The organism is Allobosea sp. (genome assembly GCF_017308015.1).
Lineage (GTDB): Bacteria > Pseudomonadota > Alphaproteobacteria > Rhizobiales > Beijerinckiaceae > Allobosea.
Window position 1 is genome coordinate 1 of sequence record NZ_JAFKFW010000052.1, and the last position, 10,714, is coordinate 10,714.

The following is a 10,714-nucleotide window of genomic DNA, read 5'->3' on the forward strand; positions in this document are numbered from 1 at the left end:
TTGAAGTCCGCGAACTTGTAGGGGCCGGTACCGACGGGCTTCAGGTTGGCCGGAGCCTCGCGCGACTTCGCGCCCTTGTACTCGCCGAAATGGTGCTTCGGGATGATCATGCCGGCGACACCGACGAAAGGATCGGCCCAGAACGGCGTCGGCTTGGCGAAGATCACCTTGACGGTGTGCTCGTCGACCTTCTCGACCTTGATGTCCTTGTAGGCGCCGGTGGTGTAGGCGGCCGTCGCCGGGTCGGCAGCGTATTCCCAGGTGAAGACGACGTCGTCGGCCGTGAACGGCTTGCCGTCATGCCACTTCACATCCTTCTTCAGCTTCCAGGTCACGGTGGTGCCGTCTTCGGACAGGCCGCCATTGGCCTTGGTCGGGACTTCGGCCGCGAGCTGCGGGATCAGGTTGCCTTCCTTGTCCCAGCCGGCGAGCGGCTCGTAGAACACGCGCGAGGCGATCTGGTCCTTGGTGCCGGAGGCGAAATGCGGGTTGAGCAGGGTTGGCGCCTGCCAGAGCAGCATCTTCAGCGGGCCGCCGCCGCCGGCCTTGGTCGGCTTGTACTCGAGCGTGGCATTGGCCATCGCGACATCGTTCCAGGAGAGGATCTGGGTCGCGATCGGCGCGGTGATGCCCAGCGCCGCCATCTTCTGGATGAAGGAGCGCCGCGACAGGCCGCCCTTTTTCACGTCCTGCACCATACCCTGGATATACTGGCTAGTCATAATCAACCTTCACATCATGGCAGCAAGAACACGATCAATAACTTGACCAGTTCCAGATTGGATTTGTCAGTTCCAAAGCGTAGAATTGCTTTGGGCGCGACTCTGCTCCTAGGAGCCGCTGCCTTAATCATAACTTAAGTCGTCAGACGAGAGTCGCATGGCGGACCCGCTTGCGACTCGTAGCCCCGGCTAAATTACATTGATTCCCAAGGGAAAAACGCTGCGATCACTATCCAGGGCGATCAGAATAATTCCCTGAGACCGCGAGGTGTATCGATCTGCGCCCGATAGCGTGGCTCTGCTCCATGGGTAACGACAGGTCCCCGCTCCGTCCCAAGCTCCAGCAGCAATGCCGCGATGGCCTGCGCCTCCGGATGCTTCTGGGAGAAGCCGCGTAGCCGCGCGCCCGGATCGGCGATCGACGCCATCGAACGCGGTTTGCCGCGCCGGTCGATGATCGAGGGGGCCGCCCCGTGCCAGGGCAGCGAACCGTCATCGGGGATGGCGAAATCGAAGACGGGAGCCTCCATCGGCAGCCCGACCTTGCGGCCGAAGATCGTCTCTCTGCCCGCTAGAGCATCCTCGATTCGATCGGTTCGGGCGACCCATCCGCGCAGGCGGCGGCCGGCATCCCACTCCCGCCGGACCTGCTTCTGGTCGTCGAGGCCGAACCAGCGCGCGCGGCCGGGAGGGTTGGCACCGGGATCAAGCGCCACGATCTCCAGATAGACGGCATCGCCGAGCTGCAGCAGGTGATTATGGGTCCCCATATAGGCGTGGCGCTGGCCGAAGGGCACGTCGAGATCGAGACAGTCGCGAACATGCGCGACGCCTTCCGCCAGCGTCGGAGCAATGATTGTGAGATGGTCGAGCGTCAGCACACCGGTCAGTTGAGACCGGGGCAGCGACGCTGTCTACCCGGCGCAGGGCGTCAGGCGGCCTCGCCGCGCCGATTCGTGACGGTCAGCGCCAGCCCGCCGAGCACGAGCCCGACCCCGATCACGAACATCAGCCCCAGATCGTCCCCGAACATCGCGGCCGCCGCCGCGACGCCGACGACCGGCTGGAGATACTGGATGGCGGCGGCGATCCGGGCGGGAACCGTTCGCAGGATGGCGAGCCACATGAATAGCCCCGCCACCGTCACGATGACGCCGAGATAGACCGCAGCGCCGAGCCCGGTGGCCGTCACCGCGAACGGCACATGCAACATCTCCCAGCCGGCCCAGGGCAGAAGCGCGATGAAGCCGAACAGCGTGCTCCAGGCCGCGACCGTCGCCGTGCCCCAGCGCTCCGAGAGTTCGACGCTCCAGACGTAGTAGAACGCGATGGTCACGGCCGAGAGCAATACCAGCATCGCGCCGGCCAGCGTGGTCTGGGACGCGGCGGCAGCCGTGTCATCCCCTCCCGTCGCCACCAGAGCGATGCCGGCGAAAGCGGCCAGGAGCCCGAGCGCCTGAAGCCGTGACACCGATTGCCGCAGCCGCAAGGCGGCGAAGACGACGATGAAGATCGGAATCGTCGCGGAGATGATGGTGCCGACCGAGGCGGAGGTGCCGGCGACGCCGAAGGTCTGCGCGACCTGCCCGATGCCGATGCCGAGGACGCCGAGCGCAGCCAGACGTGGCAGCGCCCGCCAGGGCATGCGCTGCTTGCCGAGAACGAAGACGAACATCAGGGGCACGGCGATGATGAAGCGCAGCGCCGTCAGCGTCAGCGGCGGCAGGGTGACGAGGCCGAGCTTGGTGATCGGGATCGACAGCCCCCACAGCAAGGCGAGGAGCAGCATCATCCCATAGCTCCCGAGCGACGGATTGGAGCGTGGGAGCAAGGCCGTCTGGCTCATGGCTTCAAGCGGCTTTCATGACGAAGCGGGAGCTGGAACCCTTAGGTCGCCGCTTTCGCTGCGACAAGGTGGAGGGTGGTTTCGCAGCCATGTGCTTCTGGCGCCACTCTCTGTCATTCCGGCGCTTCGCGCCGCGAGGAACCTGGGACGGCGGGGGTCGCGCGGACCAATGTCAAAGGTAGCTTCGCCATGTCCGCCAACGAAAAAGCCCCGCGGACCTTGCGGCACCGCGGGGCTTTTTCGATTCAGATATCAAGTACTCAGCGTGAGAACTTCTTGTACTGGATGCGCTTCGGAATGGTCGAGTCGATGCCGAGGCGGCGCTTCTTGTCCTCCTCGTATTCGGCGAAGTTGCCCTCGAACCACTCGACATGGCTGTCGCCCTCGAAAGCGAGGATATGGGTCGCGATGCGGTCGAGGAACCAGCGATCGTGGCTGATGATCACGGCGCAGCCGGCGTAATCCTCGAGCGCCTCTTCGAGCGCGCGCAGCGTGTCGACGTCGAGATCGTTGGTCGGCTCGTCGAGCAGCAGCAGGTTGGCGCCGGACTTCAGCATCTTGGCGAGATGGACGCGGTTGCGCTCACCGCCCGAGAGCGAGCCGACCTTCTTCTGCTGGTCGCCGCCCTTGAAGTTGAAGGCAGAGCAATAGGCCCGCGAATTGATCTCTTTCTTGCCGAGATAGATGATGTCGTTGCCGCCGGAGATTTCCTCCCAGACGTTCTTCTTGTCGTCGAGCGAGTCGCGGCTCTGGTCGACATAGCCGAGCTGGACGCTCTCGCCGACCTTGATCGTGCCCGCATCCGGCTTCTCGGCGCCGGTGATCATCTTGAACAGCGTGGTCTTGCCGGCGCCGTTGGGGCCGATCACCCCGACGATGCCGCCCGGCGGCAGCTTGAACGAGAGGTCGTCGATCAGGAGCTTGTCCTGGAAGCCCTTCGACAGGCCCTCGAAATCGACGACGTTGTTGCCCAGTCGCTCCGCGATCGGGATGATGATCTGGGCGGTATCCGGCCCCTTGTTGCTGGCCTTCTGCACCAGTTCGTCATAGCGCTGGATGCGGGCCTTGCTCTTGGCCTGGCGAGCCTTCGGCGAAGCTGCCATCCACTCGGCTTCGCGCTCCAGTGTCTTCTGGCGCGAGGCGTCCTCGCGGCCTTCCTGGGCGAGGCGCTTCTGCTTCTGCACCGACCAGGCCGAGTAGTTGCCCTCGTAGGGGATGCCCTGGCCGCGATCGAGCTCGAGAATCCAGCTCGTGACGTTGTCCAGGAAGTAGCGATCGTGGGTGACGATCAGGATCGCGCCCGGATAGGTCCGCAGATGGCCTTCAAGCCAGGCGGTGGTCTCGGCGTCCAGATGGTTGGTCGGCTCGTCGAGCAGCAGCAGCTCAGGCTGCTCCAGCAGGAGCTTGCACATGGCGACGCGGCGGCGCTCGCCACCCGAAAGCTTATCGACCGCCCAATCGTCCGGCGGGCAGCGCAGAGCGTCCATCGCCTGGTCGACCTTGGAATCGAGATCCCACAGCCCCTTGGCCTCGATCTCGTCCTGGAGATTGGTCATCTCGTCGGCGGTCTCGTCCGAGTAGTTCATGGCGAGCTCGTTATAGCGGTCGAGGATCGCCTTCTGGGGCGCGACGCCGAGCATGACGTTCTCGCGGACCGTCAGCGCCTCGTCGAGCTTCGGCTCCTGCGGCAGGTAGCCGACGCGCGCGCCTTCCGCGACCCAGGCCTCACCGGTCCATTCCTTGTCGAACCCGGCCATGATCTTGAGCAGGGTCGACTTGCCCGCGCCGTTGACGCCGAGCACGCCGATCTTGGCGTCCGGATAGAAGGACAGGTGGATGTCCTTCAGCACCTGCTTGCCGCCCGGATAGGTCTTGGACAGGCCGCGCATATGGTAGATGAACTGGCGGGACATGGGGCGAGCGGGCTCCGCTTTAGGACGCTTGGCGACGGATGTCGGGAAATCTGGCCGCTATGTAGCGGTGAGCCGCGCCGCCCGCAACCGCCTGCCAGCGAAGCCGCCCTCTTCACGAATGCGGTAGCAGTGATCCGGGCACCCTTCCCCCGGCATGGCTTTTGCCGGAAGCTCATCCGGCCTGAACGATGCCGGAGCCCGCCGATGAGCCTGCCCGCCGTCCTGTTGCGTATCCTCGCGAGCTTGACCGTTGGTCTGCTGGCCACGTTTCCCGCCGGTGCCCAGTCGAACGAGCCCGGCTGCCGGCCCGAGATGGCGAGTCTGCGCCTGCCGATCCAGCGGGTGCAACTGGCGAAGGACGAGGCGAGGCTGACCTTCGTCGGCCACGCCACTTTCCTGATCGAAACGCCGGGCGGCGTGAAGATCGCGACCGACTACAACGACTATGTCCGCCCGCCGGTGACGCCCGACATCGCCACGATGAATAAGGCGCACTCCACGCACAACTCGCGCAATCCCGACCCCGCCATCAAGCATGTCCTGCCCGGCTGGGATATGTCCGGCCGGGGCGCCGCGCAGCACGATCTGACGCTCGGTGATGTCCGCGTCCGCAACGTGCCGACCAATATTCGCACCTATGAAGGCGGCACGGATTATGACGGCAACTCGATCTTCATCTTCGAGATCGGCGAGCTCTGCATCGCCCATCTCGGCCATCTGCATCACCCGCTGGAGCCCGGCCATCTGCGCGCGCTCGGCCGGGTCGACATCGTGCTCTTCCCGGTCGATGGCAGCTACACGCTGGACCAGACCGGGATGCTGGACGTGCTGAAATCGATCCAGGCGCGGGTGATGATCCCCATGCATTTCTTCGGCGGCGGCACGCTGAATCGCTTCCTCGCCCGCACGCAGGACATCTGGCCGGTCGAGCGCCGCGAGCAGGCGACGATCACGCTGAGCAAGGCGACACTGCCAGCCAAGCCCACCATGATCGTCCTGCCCGGGCACTAGCCCTGCAGCATCAGGTGTTCACGCCGCCGTCGATGGCGAAGCCGGCGCCGGTGATGAAGCGTGCCTCCTCGCTGGCGAGATAGGCGACGAGCCCGGCGATATCCTCCGGCTGGCCATAGCGCGGGATCGCCATGCGCGCCCGCTGGGCGGCGGCGCCCGCGCCATTGGCCGGGTTCATGTCGGTGTCGGTCGAGCCCGGATGGACGATGTTGACGGTAATGCCGCGCGGCCCGAGATCGCGCGCCAGGCCCTTGGTGAAGCCGATCAGCGCCGCCTTGCTCATCGCATAGAGCGTGACGTTCGGCTCGACGACACGGTCGGCGAGGCAGGAACCGGTCGAGATGATCCGCCCGCCCTCACCGAGATGTGCCGCAGCAGCCTGCGAGGCCAGAACCACCGCCCGAACATTGACGGCAAGCGTCGCATCGATATCCGCGAGGCTCCACTCCGCGACCGGCCCGCCACGATAGATGCCGGCATTGTTGACGAGGATATCGAGCCCGCCGAGCGCCCTGGCGGCCTCGTCGACCGCCCGAGTGACGGCCACAGGGTCTGCGCTGTCGGCGGCGATGGCGAAGCCCTTGCGGCCAAGCGCCTCGACCTCCCCGACGACCGCGCCCGCCTTGTCGGCGGAACGTTCGTAGGTCAGCGCGACATCGGCGCCCTCCGCGGCGAGCCTGAGGGCGATGGCGGCGCCGATTCCGCGGCTGCCGCCGGTGACGAGCGCGCGCTTTCCGGCAAGGCGTGACATGACGAACTCCATTTTTATAACGATCGATACACAATCGATGCCGCGCTTGCCGCCGACCGTCAAGTGAAATATATAACGAACGATACAGAATAAATTCCGAGGAGGCGGACGCATGGCCGAACGAGGCCGTCCACGCAGTTTCGATCGCCAGGCCGCGCTGGAGCGCGCGATGGACGTTTTCTGGGAGCGCGGCTATCAGGCGGCTGCGATGAGCGACCTGACCGAGGCGATGGGCATCAACTCTCCCAGCCTCTACGCCGCCTTCGGCAGCAAGGAGGAACTCTACCGCGCAGCCATCCATCATTTCGCGGCGACCGAGAGCGACGACATTCTCGCGCCGCTGCAAAGCGAGCCGACGGCGCGCGCGGCGATCGAGGGCTATCTGATGGCCAGCGCCAGGATCTTCACCCGGCCCGGCCGGCCCCCCGGCTGCATGGTCGTGCTATCGGCGGTGAACGCCGTCGGCGTCGGCGACGAAACCAGCCGCCTGCTGCGCGAGATGCGCGCCGGCAGCGTCACGATGATCGAGGAACGGCTGCAGCGCGCCATCGCCGAAGGCGAGTTGCCGGCCGCGCTCGATCCGCATCCGATCGCGGGCTACTACGTCACCGTCCAGCAGGGCATGTCGATCCAGGCCCGCGACGGCGCCTCGCGACAGACGCTGGAAACGATCGCGCAGGGCGCTATGGCGGCCTGGGACGGGCTCACCCGGCCGCGCGCAGTTGCCCGAGAGCCGGCATTAATGCCTCGCTGAGCCTGATTTCAGGCTTTCCTTGCCGTTACGGCAGATCGCGGCATCCTGCCGGCAACCGGGAGACCGTCCTCATGCGCCGCATCGCCGCCCTCATCTGCCTGCTTGCGACCGCCACCTTGCTGCCTGTGCAGGCCGAGGCGGCCAAGGTCCGTTCCGTCGGACGCAGTTCCAGCCTGTCCCCAACGACCGGCCGCACCCTCGTCGTCACCCCGGCGATCGGCACTGGCGCGAACCGAGCGCAAGCCGCGGCCGGCCAGCCTCAGCACGTCCCCTTCCCGCCCGCGACGATCCGGCGCGAGGAGCCGTTGCCGCTGCGCCTCTCGGCCAACAACGAGGCCGGGAAGCCGTGGTGCCAGACGGAGATCGTGGTCGGCGGCTTCTGCATGATGAACTGAGGGCAACCACCCGTCACACGCGGCTGGCGCGCCCTTCCAGCGGGTAGGCCGGGTCGCTGTAGCCCGGCGTCGAGGGATGCCCTGCCGGCACAAGCCGGTCGATCAGCGCCTCATCCTCTGCGTCGAAGCCGGCATCGAGCGCAGCGAGATAGGCTTCCCACTGTTCGAACGTGCGCGGGCCGGCGATCGCCGCCGTGACGAAGGCATTGTTCAGCACCCAGCGCACTGCGAACTGGATCGGCGTGAGCCCCTTGCGCGCAGCGTGCTCCTTGATCGTCTGGGCGATGATCAGGCTCTCCTCGCGCCATTCCGCCTGCATCATCCGCCGGTCGCCACGCCCCGCGCGGGTCCCCTCAGCCGGCGCCTGCCCGGGCGCATATTTCGCCGTCAGAACGCCACGCGCCAACGGCGAGTAACTGGCAACACCGAGGCCGAAATAGCCGCAGGCCGGCAGATGCTCGACCTCCGGCATGCGGTTCATCGCATTGTAATAGGGCTGGCTGACGACCGGACGATCGATGCCGAGCTCGTCGCAGAGCCGGCAGATCTCGGCCAGCCGCCAGGCGCGGTAGTTCGAGACGCCGAAATGCCGGATCTTGCCCTGCCTCACGAGATCGGCGATGGCATGCACCGTCTCCTCCAGCGGCGTCGTATGATCCTCCTTGTGGAGGTAGTAGATGTCGATCGTCCCGGTGCCGAGCCGGCCCAGGCTGTCCTCGCAGGCCCGCATGATCCAGCGCCGCGAGAGCCCGCCATTCATCGGCCCCGGCCCCATCGGATTGGCGACCTTCGTCGCCAGCACCCAGTCGTAGCGATGAGCGGCGATGGCGCGTCCGGTCACTTCCTCGGAGCGACCCTCGTTGTAGGCATCCGCCGTATCGATGAAATTGATGCCGGTCGCACGGGCACTGTCGATGATCCGGCGGGACACCGCCTCCTCGGTCGGGCCGCCGAACATCATCGTGCCCAGGCAGAGCGGCGAGACCTTGAGACCGGAGCGGCCGAGACGGCGGTAATCCATGGCTGACATCCTCGAACGGGGTCGCCAACCCTGCCGCAGCGCGAGGCCCGAGGCCAGCGTCCGACGCGCAGGCGCGTCCTGCATGGCGCGGCCGGCCGGCAAGGAAATGCTTAATCTTTCGTGACAGGGTTGTGCGTCGCCACAAGGACGCCCGATGAATCTCGCCCAGCTCGTCAAGAGCCAGACCCTCGCCACCTTGCTGCAGGCGCTCGACGCTGGCGGTGAGCTGACGGCTGGCCGGATGGTGCAGGCGCGGCTCGCCTCGGTGGAACCCGACGGCACCGCGACCGCGATGATCGGCGACAGCAAGGTCGCGCTCGTCCTCGCCGGCCCGCAAGCCAGGCAGGCCGCCTTGCAGCCGGGCGTCACCCTGCTGCTGCGCCTCGATCCTCCGGAGCAACCCGGCGGCGACCTGCGCGCCACGCTTGTGGACGTGCGCCCGCCGTCGGCAACGGCGGCCGGGCAGGCTCAGCCGCAACCGGCCCCGGCGCCTCAGCCTGCACAGCCGGCTGCGCCTCCGGCCTCGACAACGGCTCCAGCCCGGCAGAATGTGGCAGGGGTCCCCGCTGCTGCACCGCAATCTGCCGCCACGCCGGCATCCTCGCTCACGCAGGCTGCGCATCCGCCCTCCCCGGTCGCGGCGCAGCAGGCCTTCCTGCAGCAAGCTCTGAAAACGCTGGGCCTCCCCGCGGCGCAAACCGCTGCCACGCCTCCCGTCGCGACAGGAGCCGCCTCCGCCAACACTGCCGTTGCCAATCCCGCCTCACCGGCAAGCGTTGCGTCTCCTGCCGCTCCGGTGATCAACGCGGCGACCGCGCGCGCGGTCGCTGGCCCGCTACTCGGCCCCCTGCTGCAACAGCAGGCCGGCCTCGCCCCGCTCTTCGCCAACCTGCGCGCGCTGGCGCAGGGCTCGATCGCACTGGCCTTACCCAAGGCGCTGCCGCCCGCGATCCAGCAGGTTCTGGCCCAGGCCGTTCCGGCCGAGCGGCAGGCCCCGACAGCCGCGACGCTGAAGGAGTCCTTCCGGGGTTCCGGACTTTTTCTCGACGCGCGGCAGGCTGCCGCGCTGCCAGCACCCCGGCACGGTGACCTCAAGGCCGGGCTGCTGGCTCTTCGCGAAACCCTGCTGCCGATCATCGACGCCTTGTCGCCGGACCCGAAGGCGAGCCGTCATGATACTGGCGGCGGCCAGACGGCGGGCCAGCAGGCCGACCTCGCCCCCGGCGACCAGCCCGGCCGCCTCGCTCCCCCGCGCCGCGACGGACCGCTGTTGCCGCAACCGGCGGTCGAGCCTTCGCTGGCGCCGGGCGAGAAGCCGCTCGCCATCGCCGAAACCCTGCTCGACCAGACCGAGGCCGCACTCGACCGGATCAAGCTGACGCAATACGCCTCGCTGCCGCTGGAGCCCGCCCGGCAGGACGCCGTGCAGCCGGCACAGCGCTGGCTCGCCGAGATCCCGCTCGCCTTCCAGCAGGGCATCACGATGCTGCCGCTCCAGGTCGAGCGCGACGCCCCTCGCCGCGACGCGCAGGGCGTGACCCCGCCGGTCTGGCGCATCCGCTTCGCGCTCGATGTCGAGCCGATGGGACCGCTCCAGGGCGTCGTCACCTTGCAGGGCCGCGATGTCGGCGTCTCGATCTGGGCCGAGCGCGAGGAGACCAGCCAGCTCCTGCGCGGCGCCGCGCCCGGCCTCGAAGGAGCCCTGCTCGACGCCGATTTTGCCAGCGGCGCCATCGACATCCATACCGGCCAGCCGCGCGTGATGCAGCCCACGGCCGGCCAGTTCCTGGATCGCCTGTCATGAGCGTGCCGCAGCCGCCCCGCATCGCCGTCGCGCTCGAATATGACGGCCATGGCGCCCCGCGCGTCACCGCCAAGGGCCGTGGCGAGCTGGCCGAGCGCATCGTCGAGACCGCGCGGGAACACGATGTCGCCGTCGAGCAGAACGCCATCCTGGCGCAGGCCCTTTCGGCGGTGGAGCTCGACGACCAGATCCCGGAGGAGCTTTACCGCGCCACGGCGCAGGTCATCGCCTTCGTTCTGTCCCTGCGCGGCGAATGGCGCCGGCCGAACCGGGACGGCCACCGGTCTTGAGCACGGGAATCGTCGTCAGGCGCCTCGGCCCCACCGCCTACGCGGAGCTGGGCCCGGTTTTCGCGGAACTCGCACGCCATGCGCTCGAGCCCAATCCGCATATGGCCCCGGCCGCCGGCTCGGCCGCGGCGATGCTGGTGCCGCAGGAGGAGATCGTCGTTCTCTGCGTGTGGCTCAGCGAAGCGCTCGATTTCGAGCAGCTCGTCG

12 protein-coding genes are annotated in these 10,714 nt (G+C 67.4%); 6 read left to right on the forward strand and 6 right to left on the reverse strand.

Annotation, left to right across the window (positions count from 1 at the left end; translation table 11 throughout):
• The 4 genes from J0I42_RS23760 to ettA form a co-directional block, all read right to left on the reverse strand.
• A partial coding sequence (locus tag J0I42_RS23760; protein ID WP_291658645.1) for an ABC transporter substrate-binding protein occupies positions 1-722 on the reverse strand: 722 nt, incomplete at its 3' end.
• Positions 723-964: 242 nt separating this feature from the next.
• On the reverse strand, positions 965-1,603 hold the full coding sequence (locus J0I42_RS23765) for a VOC family protein (RefSeq protein WP_291658646.1): 639 nt from the start codon (positions 1,601-1,603) through the stop codon (positions 965-967).
• A gap of 50 nt (positions 1,604-1,653) precedes the next feature.
• The gene (locus J0I42_RS23770) at positions 1,654-2,511 is read right to left on the reverse strand and encodes a DMT family transporter (protein ID WP_291658660.1); all 858 of its coding nucleotides are present in this window, start codon (positions 2,509-2,511) and stop codon (positions 1,654-1,656) included.
• A 317-nt stretch (positions 2,512-2,828) separates the two neighbouring features.
• Positions 2,829-4,481 carry an energy-dependent translational throttle protein EttA gene (gene ettA / locus J0I42_RS23775; RefSeq protein ID WP_291658647.1) on the reverse strand — a complete coding sequence of 551 codons (1,653 nt, stop codon included), beginning with the start codon at positions 4,479-4,481 and terminating at the stop codon, positions 2,829-2,831.
• Positions 4,482-4,685: 204 nt separating this feature from the next.
• On the opposite strand from ettA, the gene J0I42_RS23780 reads away from it, so the two are divergent.
• Positions 4,686-5,492: an MBL fold metallo-hydrolase gene (locus tag J0I42_RS23780; RefSeq protein ID WP_291658648.1), complete on the forward strand. Its 807-nt coding sequence runs from the start codon at positions 4,686-4,688 to the stop codon at positions 5,490-5,492.
• 10 nt (positions 5,493-5,502) lie between these two features.
• Here the strand turns inward: J0I42_RS23780 and J0I42_RS23785 are convergent, their stop codons facing one another.
• Entirely contained in the window at positions 5,503-6,243 is a 741-nt protein-coding gene (locus J0I42_RS23785; protein WP_291658649.1) for an SDR family NAD(P)-dependent oxidoreductase, read from the reverse strand.
• A gap of 112 nt (positions 6,244-6,355) precedes the next feature.
• On the opposite strand from J0I42_RS23785, the gene J0I42_RS23790 reads away from it, so the two are divergent.
• Together J0I42_RS23790 and J0I42_RS23795 are read left to right on the forward strand one after the other, a co-directional pair.
• A complete protein-coding gene (locus tag J0I42_RS23790) occupies positions 6,356-6,997 on the forward strand; it encodes a TetR/AcrR family transcriptional regulator (protein ID WP_291658651.1) in 642 nt (213 codons plus the stop codon).
• Between the two features lie 71 nt (positions 6,998-7,068).
• On the forward strand, positions 7,069-7,392 hold the full coding sequence (locus tag J0I42_RS23795) for a hypothetical protein (RefSeq protein WP_291658652.1): 324 nt from the start codon (positions 7,069-7,071) through the stop codon (positions 7,390-7,392).
• Between the two features lie 13 nt (positions 7,393-7,405).
• On the opposite strand, the gene J0I42_RS23800 is transcribed toward J0I42_RS23795, so the two are convergent.
• Positions 7,406-8,413 (reverse strand): aldo/keto reductase, encoded by a 1,008-nt coding sequence (locus J0I42_RS23800; RefSeq protein ID WP_291658653.1) that lies wholly within the window; start codon positions 8,411-8,413, stop codon positions 7,406-7,408.
• Positions 8,414-8,567: 154 nt separating this feature from the next.
• On the opposite strand from J0I42_RS23800, the gene fliK reads away from it, so the two are divergent.
• The 3 genes from fliK to J0I42_RS23815 all read left to right on the forward strand — a co-directional run.
• Entirely contained in the window at positions 8,568-10,217 is a 1,650-nt protein-coding gene (gene fliK, locus J0I42_RS23805) for a flagellar hook-length control protein FliK (RefSeq protein ID WP_291658654.1), read from the forward strand.
• Entirely contained in the window at positions 10,214-10,507 is a 294-nt protein-coding gene (locus tag J0I42_RS23810) for an EscU/YscU/HrcU family type III secretion system export apparatus switch protein (RefSeq protein ID WP_291658656.1), read from the forward strand. Before fliK ends, J0I42_RS23810 begins: the two co-directional genes overlap by 4 nt.
• Positions 10,504-10,714: hypothetical protein (locus tag J0I42_RS23815; RefSeq protein ID WP_291658658.1), on the forward strand; the 211-nt coding region annotated here is incomplete at its 3' end. The genes J0I42_RS23810 and J0I42_RS23815, both read left to right, overlap by 4 nt.

What these genes read in the sequence shown, in the direction of transcription:
- J0I42_RS23770 (WP_291658660.1), bottom strand. Translation starts at nt 2,511, where the DNA reads ATGCTGCTCCTCGCCTTGCTGTGGGGGCTGTCGATCCCGATCACCAAG.
- ettA (WP_291658647.1), bottom strand. Translation starts at nt 4,481, where the DNA reads ATGTCCCGCCAGTTCATCTACCATATGCGCGGCCTGTCCAAGACCTAT.
- J0I42_RS23780 (WP_291658648.1), top strand. Translation starts at nt 4,686, where the DNA reads ATGAGCCTGCCCGCCGTCCTGTTGCGTATCCTCGCGAGCTTGACCGTT.
- J0I42_RS23785 (WP_291658649.1), bottom strand. Translation starts at nt 6,243, where the DNA reads ATGTCACGCCTTGCCGGAAAGCGCGCGCTCGTCACCGGCGGCAGCCGC.
- J0I42_RS23790 (WP_291658651.1), top strand. Translation starts at nt 6,356, where the DNA reads ATGGCCGAACGAGGCCGTCCACGCAGTTTCGATCGCCAGGCCGCGCTG.
- J0I42_RS23795 (WP_291658652.1), top strand. Translation starts at nt 7,069, where the DNA reads ATGCGCCGCATCGCCGCCCTCATCTGCCTGCTTGCGACCGCCACCTTG.
- J0I42_RS23800 (WP_291658653.1), bottom strand. Translation starts at nt 8,413, where the DNA reads ATGGATTACCGCCGTCTCGGCCGCTCCGGTCTCAAGGTCTCGCCGCTC.
- fliK (WP_291658654.1), top strand. Translation starts at nt 8,568, where the DNA reads ATGAATCTCGCCCAGCTCGTCAAGAGCCAGACCCTCGCCACCTTGCTG.
- J0I42_RS23810 (WP_291658656.1), top strand. Translation starts at nt 10,214, where the DNA reads ATGAGCGTGCCGCAGCCGCCCCGCATCGCCGTCGCGCTCGAATATGAC.